The organism is Vibrio sp. 10N.247.311.13, assembly GCF_041467595.1.
In the GTDB taxonomy this organism is placed as follows: domain Bacteria; phylum Pseudomonadota; class Gammaproteobacteria; order Enterobacterales; family Vibrionaceae; genus Vibrio; species Vibrio crassostreae_C.
Genome location: NZ_JBFSUX010000001.1, coordinates 93,888 through 108,814, shown reverse-complemented (window position 1 = coordinate 108,814; position 14,927 = coordinate 93,888). Strand labels below are relative to the sequence as shown.

The window sequence follows — 14,927 nt, the reverse complement described above, 5'->3', positions numbered from 1 at the left end:
CGGGGCTTTTTATTTTCAACAAAACTAATTCTGCTCTCTTATCTTAAGTGCTTATATCCAAAAACTTAAAGTTACAGTGATGCATTAATTTCTTTTCATAGGATAGTGGTAGAGCCATATACGGTGTTCGTTAATATTTTTAGCTGTCCACTGACTAAACCGTAGGTTTCTTCATCACGTGTATCTATGGCATAGCTTTAACTTCAACCGTTATCGTATCTTGATATTTACCAGCTCTCGCAAAGTCTATGTTACCTAGCATTACTTCAAGGGGGAGCCCCCAACGCTTGGTTTCATCATTGTTTGAGAAGGTATAAACTGACTTCCGGTTTACCAAAGCATTATTAAATCGCAACGTATATGGGATCGAGATATTGGGTTCCGACTTCTGCTTTAACTCTCCATATTTTTGCTTTACAACTAACCTTACATTCGAGTTTGAAAGAAGATCAAAATCAGAACGGTAGGTGCGGTTAGATTCAAGATCACCAAGTTGGAAGCGATAACCTGAGCTCCCTGAACGTTGAACGTGTGGCGCATTTGGCACTGAGTTGAAAGCTACAAACGCTGGGACTTTGAGTTTAACTTTGGCATTTTTGGTCTCTTGCTTTCTATCTAAGGAAATAGAGGCTTCAAGAAGTCCGTTATAGTTACCAGATGCTGCTACTTTAGCTTCTGGTACCTTTATCCAAAACTTCGTCCTTTGGCTATTATCCAGAGGTAGTTGAAAACCTTTGCTAGGAAAGTGACTCAATTGACGGAAGTTCTTGTCCAGAATAGTAAGGGGCAAATTCGTTCCAATTGAACTTAAGTAGCTAGATTGTTTATTGTTGACCGATACTATGGCCATTGGGAATCGACAGTTCTGAATATCACGTGACAACTCTAAATAAACAGGAATATAAGCGCCTAAATCTCGCTTAAATTCAACATTGCTTCTGTCGATGTTTAGCATCCACTTGCCATTGCATTCGGCGGCCCAAATTGGTTGAGATAACATGGCTAAACCGAACACTGAGATCTTTAGAAAGTGTTTCATGGTTTATCCCTCTTTAATAAGTAAAGTTGGTAGATAAATCAGGTTGTCATTGATTTCTGGGACGTTCAATTTTGTTGGGCTAAAGCCATCTATGACGATGGTGTAGTTGCCCGGTGCAACGCCTTCCACAACGAACCTGCCTGATCGATTAGTGAAAAATTCATACGTTTTCTGTTGTCCAACCAACTGACCTTGGAAGAGCTTTAATGGTTTTTCTTGTCCGATCTCAATTTTACCAATGATGGTTTTCGATGCTGCCGATCCGATTTTTATTAGATGGCCTGTTTGTGATCCTGGCGTAATGCTGTACTCGTGGGAGCCAAAGTCATAACCTATCGGTGCGTCTGGCACATCAATGTAGATACTGGACAATTGGTGCCCTCCAGACAACTGAACGGCATTACTAATAGTATAGGTAGATATTGCTTCTGCAGGATCATCTGCAACCGCATTAATTTCTACATCAGCATCTAACGAGTTATGAACGGCAATAATTGCCACTGGACCATTGATGGGACGTGACCAAGCTAAGTTACCGTCAGCCAGGGTAAGCGCTGTACTTGCTCGTAAAGAAGCGGTTTGGTAGTTTGCTGAGTTATCAAATGCTAGGTGAGAAACCTTAGCATCTGTGATAAAACGGTTTGCCACATAATTACCCTCGAAAGAGTAAGTTTGAGAGTCGCTCTCGCCTTCAGCAGTCATCGCATAGCCATAACTGCCCGTATAGTCCTCTGATGGGCGTTGAAATTGAGCTCGATAGGTATCTGGTTCGTTGGAGTAGGATATATTTGCATTGTATTCTCCATTGTCAGAGTTCCAGTCCCAATCTGCTGAAAAAGTAAAACGGGTTTCGTCAATGTTTTCATTTGGGTTATCTTCTTTCTCTATACCAGCAGAGAGTGATATATTATAAAATTGCCAAGCAACTTCAGTAGAAGCCTGCCATTGCACTTCAGCCTCTTCAAAATCACGATAGTCACCGCTCAGGATTAAACTAAGGTTATCCGTAATACTGAAAACGTAGTTTGAAAAGACACGAAGTCCAGTACTCGCATCTGCAATCTGCCAGGGTAGTGCAAAATAATTATCCTGGTATTCACTACCAAGGCGAAAGTTTGGGGAGCCATAACTGTCTGTTCCCCATAGTTGATGGGAATAATCTAAGCTGTAGATGCTACCTGTATCGTTATTGGGCTTGTTGTTTTGTGCTGAAGCTCTAACGCCTAAATTCCCCCAATCAGAACCTATTGTTGCAATCACGCCTAGTTGCTGTCCTTCAGGGTGATACAAAGCGTTTGCACCGGCTGTTAAGGTATCGCTAATACCATAGTCATAATAACCAGAAGTTACCCATTGCTCGTCGTCATACTTAAAGTTGTTATCTTCAATCGTCGACGTTAAACCAGAGTAGAATCCAAAATCTGAAATACCTTCGCGTAACAAACGCGAGTTAAAGAACTGGCTATAAACGATGGTATCGGTTCGACCTGATTGATAACTAATATCCAACCGAACATCATTGGTACCAGAAACGAGAGGCAAGTCGTCTAGTGTATATCGACCTGGAGGTAAGCGAATTTCAGTGAGAAAAACGTCGTTAATATAGACTTCTATATCAGCACTCTCATTCAGTACCAGTGGTTGAGTTCCGCCATTTTGGATATTCCGGGTAGGTTGTAAGTCTTGGTACAAACGTTCAAAAGCAAGTCCACCGAGAGGTGTACTAGGAAGGTGTCCGGCACTTGCTTGGGTTACATCGCCAAAGGTAAGTCGAAAAGGGGTTGTCGGTTCATCGAAGAAAAGACGAGCTTCGCCACGATAGACGTCAGAGTTGATATCGTTACCACCAGTAACAAAACCGGAAATGTCAATATTAGCGCCTCGAACGCCGCCAATATTGGTTTTTAATAACCATTCACCAAGCCACGTTTGGGTGTCCTCTGTATTAGAGTCGTTAAACAAGGAGTAGTCAGTACTGGCATTTAATGTATTTTGCATTGTCCAAAAAGCGCTTTCTGAGTATTGGGCGGGTTCATATTTGCTACCAAACGAAAGCAAAAACTCAGCAGCAGCGGTTTCATCAATAACTAGGTTAATATTTTGATCGGAGGAATTGAAGGTTGCACTGATACCCATATGGTTCAGTTGTTCTATCGTAATGTACTCTTCGGAGAAATTTCGTAGCGCCACCAATGTCTCAGGGTTGATCAGCTTTTCAGTTGCCTGCACAAGCTGTTCTACGTTAATGGATCCAACAGTCATACCATCAGAATACGCATTTACTTCGCCGATAGTGTTTTCCCCCCAAGTTACTGGGAATGGGAACAACCAACTTTGCGCGAGCGCGGTTTGTATAACAGTAATGAGAGTGAGACATAAAATGAGATTTTTCATGAAAACCTCACTAGTCTATTGTTTTAACAGAAACTTTCTCTGGCTGCCCTAATTCACTTGGTAAGGTGTACTTGACGGTTGTTCCTGGCATTAAGTAAGCGCTTGTCTTTTTACTTAATACTTCCCAATCGACCGTTTTGTTTGCTTTGTCACCAGAGAAGCTGAACTCCATACCATTCATGTTCAGTACTCGTTTGCCATCGTTACGGATAGCAACCTGGCGATTTTGGAGTGTAGTAGTTGGAATTGATTTACTGGATGTGGGAGAGACAAAAACCAAAGTCGCAAACTCTAATAACATGGAAATAGAACTGTCGTCATCTTCCTCAATTTGATTTTCTAGTTCAATTTGCGAAAAGACGATACGGTAGGTGACGGTTTGTTTTATAGGTCCTGTTGGCATGTAACGTACGCGGAAAGTCTGAGATTTTTGCCCGTCAATTTTAGCTTGAGGTGGAAGGACGAGAAACTCATCTTCCGATGGTGTTAAAATTTCTTCGCCAGTAGAAAAATCAGTTTGATAGACATTTACTTCTAAGAGGATTGGTTCTTCTTCCACATTAGTCACTTTATACAAGCCTTGTGCATTTCGACCAACATCATCAAGTTCTAGATAGATTGGGCTGACTTCGTACGCGAAAAGGGCTGAGCTGAACAATAAAGAAAATAGAAGAGTTATAATCCTAGTCATTGATATTTCTCCATAAAATAAACTTGGCTCGAGAACCGAGCCAAGTTTCTTGCCTAAAAGACATTATCCATAAAGCGTCATTCGGTTATTAGCTTGCTGGACCTGCTGCAGCAAGACTCACTTTGATTTTACCTTTATATTTACCTGCTCGTGCAAAGCCTGAATCTTCAGGTTGTACATAAATTGGATGCTTGTTGATTTTGTTCACCAAGTGTTCGCCCAATGATGGAATTGGCGACGCCGTTACCTCCATGCCATGGTCGTTTTCGGTGTTCGCCACCGTATCTGAACCAATTATCACTGCGTAGTTAATTTTTTCACTCATATTGTGCTTGGTTACGCCGTTTAGCTGGTAAGCTGTTACTGAAAACTCCAAATCAGTTCCGTAGTTACACCATGCACGCAAGTTACCTACCAAAACTTCCTTATTGTTGAAGCCATTGGACCATGAATCCTCGTGCACTTTGTTCGCTTTGCGTAGAACGTTATTCTTCACATCTTTCTTACCTATTCGCAGTAGACAGCGTTTTGGAACTCGGCCTTCAATTCGAATCGTTTTTTGGTCCGTGTTACTCAGTGTCGTAAAGTCCACAGCATTATTAAATTGAACCGCAGAAGCGCCAAAAGAAAGTGAAGCGGCTGCTACAGCAGTAGCAAGAAGTAACTTTTTCATAACTCAATCCCTCGTTAGTTAAGATGCATATCTGTGCATCGCCTCTAAAGACTACGAGGGAACGGTTAGTCAAACCTCATCACATGGAGTGAAAAATATCGTTTGCATAGGGTGAGTTTAGAATGAGTTTTGTCATAATTCATTTTTCTTTTGATTTAACCTTGTTGCTACCTAGTTAGCGCTTTTTACTTGAGCAAGAAGTTCATATCTCGATCGTAAGTTTAATTTACGAAGTAAGTTTGATGAGTGAGTTTTCACTGTATTGATACTGACGTGCTGCTGAGATGCAATCTGAGAGTTTGAAAGCCCCTTTAGCATCAATGTGCAGGTATCCCTTTCCTTTTTAGTTAACTCTTTGTAATTGATTATATTTTCGCAAGCTGATTCATAATTAGGCTCATTGCTTTGATAGGAAGAAACCAGCTTATTTAACACTGACCTTGGGAACCATATATCTTCTTGATAAACAGATAAAATTGCTTTCGATATAAACTCAAAGTGCTGACCGACTTGCCCTGAAAAGCCTTTCTCTAGCCATACTGTAGAGGTATTGTCATTCACATTGACTGCTAACCAAAATTCGTTTCGTTCATGTAGGATAAATCCGTATCTTTTGGGGCATGGCATTGTTTGAATATCAAATAAAACAACCGTTTCAGGTTCGAGTTTCGGTACTTGCACAAAGCATTGGGAATGAGTGATTTGCGCGCTAGGAATAGATACCGAAAGTAGGTCTTTTATCACCCTATAGTATGAATTATTGCGGGTAAGGACATGAATGTCTAACGCGAGTTCAGAATCAACTTCCATGATTGACCTCTCTATTTACTCATACACAAAATCTTTATTAATCGCTAGGTTAATGGGGAGTTATCCCACTGTCTCTGGTTCAATAATATTAGTATTGATTGAGCATTATTCAATGGAATGGATGTGCTATTTGTTTTAATTATTGATTTTCAAAGGAAAATAACAAAATTGAATGGAATGCGCACCAATGGGTTCATACTTTAGTACCGTAAATGGTGCGTTTGTTAAAGGTAGGGACTAGCTAGTTTTTAGTTGGATGTAGATTTGCTCTACCTTGGTACGAGCCCAATCTGTTTTACGCAAAAACTTTAAGCTCGATTTAATGCTTGGGTCTTTTTTAAAGCAGTTGATGTTCACCATGTAACTCAACTCTTCCCAACCGTAATGTTCAACCAATTCAGTCAGTAGCTTCTGTAGAGTGATACCGTGAAGTGGATTATTGTCTTGTGTCATGAGATGTTCTCGCCATTTATTTGAGCTCAGTATACCAGTTTCGCTTTATGAATTATCAGACCATTTAAGTTCGTAATCGGTGTGGATAATCGACAGCTCTTCTCTACCAGTGTCACCAAACAATTTAACTTGAGCCTGCATCCATTCTTCGAAGCGTTTTATCTTTTCTCGATGAAAGTAACCTGGAGGCGCACACAAAAAATAATTGTACTTAGGCTTCAGCGCGATGTTTCCGATTCGCACCAATTTCTTTTCTTGTAAATAGCGGTATACCAAGCTGTGCTTAACAAGCGCGACACCTTGAACGGATAGCGCACCTTCTAACACAAAATGAGAGCCATCAAATTGCAGTGATGTTCGGCCAGCTTTTACCCCTGCGACTTGTAACCAGAGATTCCAATCCATATCAGGCCAACGGTCTTCAATAAGTTCCGCTTTATGCAGATCGTCGATGTCATAGATACCATGTTTCTCTTGATAAATAGGGTGGCAAACCGGGTAAATGACCTCGTCCATCAACCAACGTGATTCGATGTTTGGGTAGTCTCCATGACCGTATCGAACGCAGATATCGACATTAGAATCTTCAAATGTGACTAGCTTATTGGTCGGCTCAATTAGCATGGATAGATCAGGGTGGCGATCGCGAAAGTCGCCAATTCTTGGTACGAGCCAATGCTGAGCAAAGGAAGGCACGGTAGAGATCGACAGTTGAGTGGGGTTAGGATCTTGGTTGATTCGTCTCACCCCATCTTGAATATGAGCAAAGCCTTTCTTCGCTTGCAGGTAAAGCACTTCACCTTCATGGGTTAATACTATTTTTCGGTGCTGGCGAATAAACAGATCTGCGCCTAACCACTCTTCAAGTTGGCGAATTTGTTGGCTGACTGCTGCAGCCGTGACAAATAGCTTTTGTGCGGCGAGTTTAAAACTGCCTGTTTCTGCCGCCGTGTAAAAATAGTAGATCCCTTGGAATGGTGGGGTACGCTCTCTCACATTAGTTTTCCTTAACTGAATGCCAGTATCTATCGTTTGTCGATGTTGCTCTGTTGGTCGATTATTGACCATAACAAAGCAAAAGATCAACAGGAGAAAGGCTATGAATACGATCACAGCAACAGCAAATACCAACCATTCATTTTTATCATCATTATCAATTAAGAAATTCTATTCTAAATTAGGCATGTACTTTCAAAATCGTAGAACCAGAAAGCAGCTGTCTGAGCTACCAGAGTATTTGTTGAGAGATGTAGGGATTACACAGGAACAAGTTGATAAGGAACTGAAAAAATCGTTTTGGGAGTGAGTGGGAGTGTTAGGGGAGGGACTGGCTAATCTAAGGTTGAGCGTACTTTGCTGCCAAAAAAGGAGCCATAATGGCTCCCTCTCGATTTTAATTATTCTTCCCAAACCACCAATTTATCTTTCGGCCAGTTATGACCAACTTCATGGTATTTCTGCTCAAGGATATGTCGCTTGATTTTGAGAGTCGGGGTTAACACGCCATTCTCAATGCTCCATGGTTCCTTAATCATCAATACACCTTTGATCTTCTCGTGTGAACCAAGCTGCTCGTTCATTTTCTCGATAACGCGCTTTGTCGTTTTCTCATAGCGAGCTCGATCGAAATTAGGGAAGTCATGCGGTACCACAAGTAGGATTGGACCAGGTAGGCCAAGACCTATCAAACACATCATTTCTACGCGGCTGTACTCAAACAGTTTGTTTTCGATTGGTACAGGGGCAACAAACTTACCTTTAGCGGTTTTAAAGGTATCTTTCTTACGCCCACGAATCGTTAGGTAACCTTCACTATCGATATCACCGATATCACCGGTATGAAGCCAACCATCCGAGTTAAAAGACTCTTGGGTTGCAATATCATTCTTGTAGTAACCAGAGAATAAGCCTTTGCCTCGAACTAGAATCTCTTCATCTTCAGCTATTTTGAGTTCGATCCCTGGACCTGCATTACCAACCGTACCAATTTTATCGGCTCTGAATGGGTAGTTGAGCGTGCTGTAGGCGAAAGACTCTGTCATGCCCCATGCCTCGGTAATGTGCAGGCCAACACTCTCATACCATGCGAGTAGAGCGGGTGATACAGGTGCAGAACCACATCCAAGAACGCGAGCTTGGTCTAACCCTAAGCCATCAGCAAGTTTCTTCTTAATGATGTTGTTGATAAACGGAATCTTCAGTAAGAAGTTCAGTTTCTTCTGTGGCAATTTGTCTTGGATTCGCTGCTGGAACAGAGTCCATAAGCGAGGAACTGAAATAAACAGCGTAGGGCGATGCATTTTCACATCATCAATAAAGGTGTCTAAAGATTCAGGGAAAGCCGTAACCACGCCCCCCATTACTGAAGAACCAAAGATGTAAACGCGTTCTGTAATATGAGCAAGCGGTAGGTAAGAAAACAGGCGATCGCCAGGTTGGATCCCAATATGGTCAATCAACCTTTGAACAGACCAAGTAAACGCGCCGTAGGTGAGCATTGCGCCTTTTGGTAACCCTGATGTACCCGATGTATAAACAAGTGACATCAGCTTATCGTCGTGATGCTGAGGGCGTTTGGTTGATGGTTCATGTGTCTCAATGAGCTGCTCGAAAGTGTGTTGGCACTTCGCTGCGCTGTCGTATGGCAGTGAAATACTCACCAAGCTCGGGTTGTCATCAAGTACTTTTTGAGTGGCTTTAGGATCGTCAAGCTTACCCGCAATCACAATTTTACATTCACTGTGTTCAATACAGTACTGAATGGTATCTGCACCTGCTGTTGGAAAGATTGGGACGCTGACAAAATCTCCTAACATCATGGCAAGATCGCAGATGAACCACTCTGCACAGTTTTTCGATACGAGAGCGACTCGATCGCCAGGTTGGGCTCCGAGTCCTTCTAATGCTGACGCCAGTTTCAGTGCTTTGTCGGCTACTTCTTTATAAGTAAATTCGACAAATTGACGGTTAATAATCTGTTTCAAATAGACTTCATCTGGGCGATCTTCTGCCCATTTTAAAATCATGTCATTGGGTGTAGGGAGAGCTGTTGCTTGTTCTTGGCTAAACTCGTTAGGCTGAATCATTGTCTAACTCCATGTTTTTCGCTAAGTTATTTTTGGTTATTTTTGTTAAAATCATGTTAAATGTACCATGATTTTTTCTTTTAGGGAGTAAAATTAGCGTTTTCTGTTATCTGTGCAGGCACGTCTGTAGCTTGCAGGGGTTACGCCCGTCCTTTTCTTAAAAATTCTTGAAAAATACGACACATCCTTGTAGCCACATTGATAAGAAATTACAGCTATTTTTGATTCGGTATCCGCCTCAATCAACTTTTTGGCTAACAGTATTCGTTTATCGCACACAAAGTCTCTAAAGCTTACTCCAAAGTGTAGATGAAACTTTTTAGAAAAATAGGTTGCTGAACAGTGACATTTTTCAGCTATGTCCGTTTCTCTTATTTCCTTGTTAATGTTATCCATAACAAAATTAACAACTTCAGAAGTAAACTGCTTGGTCGGCTCCTGGTTGTTGCTATTCATGTCTCTATCGAGGTCGAAGTGTGCTTCAAAGATATGCTGTGTTTTACTCTTTAATTCTTCGAAGGCACTGGTCAGATGATTGTTACTCGTTTCTATAATGAAAAATATATTCTTATGATTTCGAATGATATTAGGTATCTCAAATGGAGAAATTAAAACTATCCGCTTGTTTAGGTTTTTACAAATAGATAATGCCATGGTAAGTAATTGAATTTCACTTTCTCTATTTAAAATGAAAAATACAATTTTTACATCTAAGTTACTGATAACTGATATATCTTGTTGAAAATTTTCCACAGGGAAGTAGCGACTAATTTTATTTATAATAATTGAATTAAACTCGCTATCTATATCTGATAGCAGTGGTGTTATTAATTTCATTTCTACTAAACCTGTATCATATATAAAGGGCCAGATGTGAAAATTTAGAAATAAGGGAGTTATTACAGAGATTAGAAGTACAACAAAAAAGTGCAAGTAAATGGCAAAAAAATCCTAACCGAATGTGTGACTCACCTCTAGATTTACTTTACAGGTAAACGAAGCCTGTTATGAAAATCAAGGAGAGGTTGTCATGGGTAAGTTTTTGAATAATTGCAAAGAATTCATGAAAGATGAAGAAGGGTTGACTGTAATCGAGTATGTAATCGGTGCAGCATTATTGGTTTTAGGCTTAACAACTGTATTTTCTGGCCTAGGTAATACTCTGGCAAATAAATTAAACGCTATTGTTGCTAACGTTGGTAACACTACGAGTAGTGGTTGATACGATCATGGATAAGAAAAGAGCAAGACAGCAAAAAGGGCTTACTACGGTCGAATACGTGATTGGTGCTGCTTCACTTGTTCTTGCTGTTGGATTTATTTTTTCTGGAATGGCAACAGCCTTACTTAGTAAGTTCCAGAGTATTATATCGAGTGTATAAATAGAAAATATGATTAATGAGCCTTCTGCTTTTTGGGCGCTGCTAATTGCAGTTTCGGTATACGATGTTGAGAAGCATCGTATACCTAATAAAATATTGATACTTCTTTTGTTTGTTTATTTTTTGTCAATGTTTGATAGCAATTATACGTTGGGCTTTTTCTTGTCTTCATTAGCAGGGTTTGCAGTACTTTTTGGGTTTGGTTTGCTTTTGTATTTTATGAGAGCAATGTCTGCAGGTGATGTGAAGTTATTGGGCGTTGTTGGAATGTATCTTGGGTGGGGACAAATACTTGATGCATCGTACTTTATCTTACTTGCTTCTGGGATGATCGGATCCTTTTATTTACTGTATAACTACGCTAACTCAAGTAGTGTCAGCATTAAAGGTTATTTCCAAAATAAACTTATTTTATTGAGTGGTGTTTCACCAGTCAAAGATGAGCGTACTAATTTTCATAATCGATACTTAAATAAAGTGACAATGCCTTTTGCCCCCTCTGTTGTCATAGGATTAGCGATGTATAGCTATTTTAATTAAAGCTGTTGTTGGTAAGCTTTGTGGAGAGGAATAATATAATGGATATTATAGGGCATACGGCTTCAACAACATTAAAACCGCAAATATCAGCTCCTGTTGTCCCAACATCACTTGATACGTTGGGAATTCCTGAAGTCGTGATTGAAAATCTCGTACTTAAGCATTTGTCTGCATACCCTAAATCGGACGTTTTAGAACTTTCCAACCATATATGTGTTGTGACTCATATTGTGGAAAGTGCTTTGGCGGTATTGAGGAAAAAATCTCTAATTGAGGTTTTTCAACCTACCTCAGATCTTTCTCTCTCATCTGCATCACATAGTCATGTTCGTTATTCTCTCTCAGAGAAAGGGCTAGAAGAAGCCGATTTAGCTTTCAAGCGTGATGCTTATTTAGGTCCAGCCCCAGTTTCTCTTGAGCAATATAGTGAGGTGGTCAAGCAGCAAGACCTTAGGGCTGAGCTCGTGACTCGTCCACATGTCGAGGCGGCGTTAAGTGATGTCTATGGCATCGATAAAATGATTTCCGTCCTAGGGCCGGCAATAAACTCAGGGCGAGCCCTTTTGTTATATGGGCATGCTGGTACTGGTAAAACCTTTGTTGCTAGCCGTATTGTCAACGCTTTGCACACTTCGGTGTTTATTCCTTATGCCGTCTATGCGCTTGGCAATATCATCAAGGTTTTCTCTGCACAACACCATAAACCTTTAGATAGAAACGGCAGTACCAAAGCTATCTCGCTAAAAGATCAATACGATAAGCGCTGGCTTAACTGTGAGAGACCGAATATCCAGGTCGGTGGTGAGCTCACCATGGATATGCTTGAGGTGAATCACTCAGAAAACAGTCGAGTCTGGTTAGCCCCGGTACAGATGATGGCAAACAATGGAATTTTCGTGATAGACGATCTTGGCCGTCAACCTATGCCTGTAGACACATTGCTGAATCGATGGATAGTGCCGATGGAGTACGCTTTTGATTATCTATCGCTGCCCAACGGTCAGCAAATTACGATGCCATTTGTATTAACTCTTGCCTTTTCTACCAATCTAAACCCCAAGAAAATAAGCGATCCTGCCTTTTTACGTCGTTTAGGTTACAAGATTGAATTCAAGCCACTTAATCAGCGAGATTATGAAGCTTTATGGATGAGCGTCGTTGCTGATAAAGAGGTCGAGCTTCAAGACGGTTTTTTTGAGCGTTTGTCTCAAATGCACACGCTGCTTAAGGTGCCACTTTTCCCATGTTTACCGAAAGATCTCGTTGGTATAAGCAAAGATATTCTTTCGTTTGAGCAGCTACCACCTGTTATCACATTCGATATTCTTTCCATGGCATGGGAAGTTTATTTTACCTCTGATGGACACGAGGAAGAGAATAATGAATAAGAGTCAAGTTTTCCTACTGTTTTTACTGTCCGTAGTATTCGGCTTAGCGGCTGTATTTTTTGCTAAGCAGTGGATGGATGATCAAGTTCAGCCAACCGTTGAAGTTGAAACGGTCGAGCGTCACCCCGTTGTTGTCGCCTCACAAGAAATCGAAGCTGGAACCATAATTGAAGAGCAGTATTTAACGACGAAGTTGATGGAAGTTGATTGGATCAATGAAAACAACTATTCGGATCAATCTGAGCTAATCGGTAAGGTTGTCGCTAATACCATTTATGCCGGAGAGGTGCTTCACAAGTTACGATTTACTGTACCAGGAGAAGGGTCAACGCTTGCAGCTCTTATCCCTGAAAATAAACGTGCGGTAACGATACGTGTTGATGATGTTATTGGTGTGGCAGGTTTCTTATTACCGGGTAACAAGGTTGATATTCTCAATACGGTTTCTTACGGAAAAAATTCTGCAGCTACTCAAACGGTTCTTAAAGATATTAAGGTTTTGGCTGTAGATCAAACGGCTAAAACGAATGAAAACAGTCCAATTATTGTACGAGCGGTAACTCTTGAGATGACGCCGAAAGAGGCCGAGAAACTTCTCACGGCTAAAAGCAAAGGCAGTATTCAGCTGACTTTGAGAAACCCACATGAAGTTGAGAAAAAAGTGGTTCGTCGATATGTGCCTAGACCAAGTGTCACCATTATCAAAGGTACAGAAACATCTAATGTGCGCGTCAAGGATTGAGGTGAAATATGAGAATATTAATTGCGTGTGTTTTGAGCCTAATTTGTATTTCGACGGCCAGTGTTGCGGCGTTACAAACGGGAAAAACAGTCACGGTTCCACATCATAAATCTACGCATGTCGTGCTGTCGGGAAAAGCGGCGAAGGTTTCTCTTGGTGATCCTGAAGTTTTAGATATTGTAATTTTAAAATCAAATGAAGTGTTTTTAATTGGTAAAAAATTAGGTGCGACAAACCTAATGGCTTGGGACTCTCGAGGTCGGTTGATTGAGTCTATTAACATTGAGGTTACTCATGATCTTAATAGTTTAAAGGCGAAGTTATATGAGTTCCTTCCTGATGAAACTATCGAAGTACATAGTGCGCAAAACCGTTTGTTGCTGAGCGGTCAGGTGAGCAACCAACAGCAGATGAATGTCGCGATGAGAATTGCAGAAACTTACTCCTCCGGGCAAACCGCAGATGAGTCAAAAGAGAGTGGTAGTGAGCAAGCTGCGGCGACTGGGGTCATCAACTTAATGTCGATTGGTGGTGCTCAGCAAGTCATGCTAGAGGTCACTGTCGCTGAAGTGCAAAGAAGCTTAGTTCGAAAATTCGATGCTAACTTCCATTTCTTCCAAACCAGTGGTTCTGATTTTTCATGGGGAGCGTCTTCTGTGCCTGCTGGTGTATTGGGTGCAACGCCGATTTTTGATATTCCCACCTCAACAGATTATGGGATTTTAGGTTCTTTTATCGATAGCAATACATTGTTTACCTTTGCTTTGGATGTTGCAAAGCAGAATGGTGTAGCCAAAGTTTTGGCTGAGCCGAATCTAACCGCGTTAAGTGGTTCAAAAGCTGAATTTTTAGCGGGCGGTGAGTTCCCAATCCCTGTGCCTGATGAAGACGGCATCACCATTGAATACAAAGAATATGGTGTAGGGCTGAAATTCATCCCAACGGTTCTTAGTGATAAAAAAATCAACCTGAACTTGGCTGTTGATGTGAGTGAAATTGCGAATAGTAGCTCGCTAACGATTGATCCTGGTACTACCAACGCGACTTACTTCATTCCACCTATTACGCGTCGTAGTGCATCTTCAACTCTTGAGTTAGCAGATGGCCAGACTATCGGTATTGCAGGTTTACTGAGTGAGAATGTGAGAGATATCAGCAACAAGATGCCAGGCTTTGGTGATGTGCCGATTTTAGGGCAGCTTTTCAACAGCCAAGAGTATGTATCTGGCGAAACCGAACTGGTTATTCTTGTGACTCCAAGGCTTGCCAAGCCAATCGACCGCACGAAAGTGACATTACCAACAGATGCTTTCGTCGACCCTAATGACTTGGAATATTATTTGTTAGGCCGAAGCGCTTACATTGCTGAACCGTCTGAATCCACTTCAGAGCAATCTCAATCAGCACAGGCCGTATCGCCAACCGACGGCGGTAGTGAAGGCTCATTTGGTCATGATTTATAAGGAGATAGATATGATTAGAATAATGATGGTCTTTCTCGTGATGGTGCTAGTTGGCTGTGCTAATGATGCCCGTTTGGGACATTCAGTAGCACTAGTGAAAACAGAACAAACATATAACCCTAATGCGACCCAAGAGAATCTACTCGAAGTACCGGACGGTACAGGGGAGCGGATGCAGGCTGGTTACGACCGATATGTTGGCAGAGGTGAAAATGATCTGTCCGGAAGCAGTAGTAGCCAGATCCTAGAAGAGTTTAACTAAATCT

17 protein-coding genes are annotated in these 14,927 nt (G+C 41.3%); 8 read left to right on the top strand and 9 right to left on the bottom strand.

Features of this window, described 5'->3' with window-relative positions; all coding sequences use genetic code 11:
* Window positions 1-184 precede the first annotated feature (184 nt).
* From AB6E52_RS00480 to AB6E52_RS00450, 7 genes are all read right to left on the bottom strand, one after another.
* On the bottom strand, window positions 185-1,039 hold the full coding sequence (locus AB6E52_RS00480; RefSeq protein ID WP_102319911.1) for a hypothetical protein: 855 nt from the start codon (window positions 1,037-1,039) through the stop codon (window positions 185-187).
* A gap of 3 nt (window positions 1,040-1,042) precedes the next feature.
* Complete coding sequence (locus AB6E52_RS00475) at window positions 1,043-3,433, bottom strand: fimbria/pilus outer membrane usher protein (RefSeq protein ID WP_102319912.1); 2,391 nt, start codon at window positions 3,431-3,433, stop codon at window positions 1,043-1,045.
* Window positions 3,434-3,443: 10 nt separating this feature from the next.
* Window positions 3,444-4,124: a molecular chaperone gene (locus AB6E52_RS00470; RefSeq protein ID WP_102319913.1), complete on the bottom strand. Its 681-nt coding sequence runs from the start codon at window positions 4,122-4,124 to the stop codon at window positions 3,444-3,446.
* A gap of 88 nt (window positions 4,125-4,212) precedes the next feature.
* Entirely contained in the window at window positions 4,213-4,797 is a 585-nt protein-coding gene (locus AB6E52_RS00465; protein ID WP_102319914.1) for a hypothetical protein, read from the bottom strand.
* Between the two features lie 171 nt (window positions 4,798-4,968).
* A complete protein-coding gene (locus AB6E52_RS00460) occupies window positions 4,969-5,607 on the bottom strand; it encodes a response regulator transcription factor (RefSeq protein ID WP_102319915.1) in 639 nt (212 codons plus the stop codon).
* A gap of 237 nt (window positions 5,608-5,844) precedes the next feature.
* Window positions 5,845-6,060, bottom strand: coding sequence for a VF530 family DNA-binding protein (locus tag AB6E52_RS00455; protein ID WP_102319916.1), 216 nt, complete (start codon window positions 6,058-6,060; stop codon window positions 5,845-5,847).
* A gap of 45 nt (window positions 6,061-6,105) precedes the next feature.
* Window positions 6,106-7,056: a LysR substrate-binding domain-containing protein gene (locus tag AB6E52_RS00450; RefSeq protein WP_048615573.1), complete on the bottom strand. Its 951-nt coding sequence runs from the start codon at window positions 7,054-7,056 to the stop codon at window positions 6,106-6,108.
* 103 nt (window positions 7,057-7,159) lie between these two features.
* Here AB6E52_RS00450 and AB6E52_RS00445 point away from each other — a divergent pair, with 103 nt between their 5' ends.
* Window positions 7,160-7,366 carry a DUF1127 domain-containing protein gene (locus tag AB6E52_RS00445; RefSeq protein WP_048658140.1) on the top strand — a complete coding sequence of 69 codons (207 nt, stop codon included), beginning with the start codon at window positions 7,160-7,162 and terminating at the stop codon, window positions 7,364-7,366.
* A 91-nt stretch (window positions 7,367-7,457) separates the two neighbouring features.
* On the opposite strand, the gene AB6E52_RS00440 is transcribed toward AB6E52_RS00445, so the two are convergent.
* Entirely contained in the window at window positions 7,458-9,146 is a 1,689-nt protein-coding gene (locus tag AB6E52_RS00440) for an AMP-binding protein (protein ID WP_102319917.1), read from the bottom strand.
* Window positions 9,147-9,239: 93 nt separating this feature from the next.
* Window positions 9,240-9,983: an AraC family transcriptional regulator gene (locus tag AB6E52_RS00435; protein WP_102319918.1), complete on the bottom strand. Its 744-nt coding sequence runs from the start codon at window positions 9,981-9,983 to the stop codon at window positions 9,240-9,242.
* 193 nt (window positions 9,984-10,176) lie between these two features.
* Between AB6E52_RS00435 and AB6E52_RS00430 the strand changes: the two genes are divergently transcribed.
* From AB6E52_RS00430 to AB6E52_RS00400, 7 genes are read left to right on the top strand one after another with little or no spacing between them, the layout of a single operon-like run.
* A complete protein-coding gene (locus tag AB6E52_RS00430) occupies window positions 10,177-10,368 on the top strand; it encodes a Flp family type IVb pilin (protein ID WP_102319919.1) in 192 nt (63 codons plus the stop codon).
* A 7-nt stretch (window positions 10,369-10,375) separates the two neighbouring features.
* Window positions 10,376-10,528 (top strand): hypothetical protein, encoded by a 153-nt coding sequence (locus tag AB6E52_RS00425; protein ID WP_198594302.1) that lies wholly within the window; start codon window positions 10,376-10,378, stop codon window positions 10,526-10,528.
* Window positions 10,529-10,537: 9 nt separating this feature from the next.
* Complete coding sequence (locus tag AB6E52_RS00420; RefSeq protein ID WP_061032534.1) at window positions 10,538-11,068, top strand: prepilin peptidase; 531 nt, start codon at window positions 10,538-10,540, stop codon at window positions 11,066-11,068.
* Window positions 11,069-11,106: 38 nt separating this feature from the next.
* Window positions 11,107-12,456, top strand: a complete 1,350-nt coding sequence (locus AB6E52_RS00415) for an AAA family ATPase (protein ID WP_102319920.1) — start codon at window positions 11,107-11,109, stop codon at window positions 12,454-12,456.
* Window positions 12,449-13,198 (top strand): Flp pilus assembly protein CpaB, encoded by a 750-nt coding sequence (gene cpaB / locus AB6E52_RS00410; protein ID WP_059020093.1) that lies wholly within the window; start codon window positions 12,449-12,451, stop codon window positions 13,196-13,198. Before AB6E52_RS00415 ends, cpaB begins: the two co-directional genes overlap by 8 nt.
* A gap of 8 nt (window positions 13,199-13,206) precedes the next feature.
* Entirely contained in the window at window positions 13,207-14,661 is a 1,455-nt protein-coding gene (locus tag AB6E52_RS00405) for a type II and III secretion system protein family protein (RefSeq protein WP_102319921.1), read from the top strand.
* The gene (locus AB6E52_RS00400) at window positions 14,651-14,923 is read left to right on the top strand and encodes a hypothetical protein (RefSeq protein WP_061032538.1); all 273 of its coding nucleotides are present in this window, start codon (window positions 14,651-14,653) and stop codon (window positions 14,921-14,923) included. Before AB6E52_RS00405 ends, AB6E52_RS00400 begins: the two co-directional genes overlap by 11 nt.
* Window positions 14,924-14,927 lie beyond the last annotated feature (4 nt).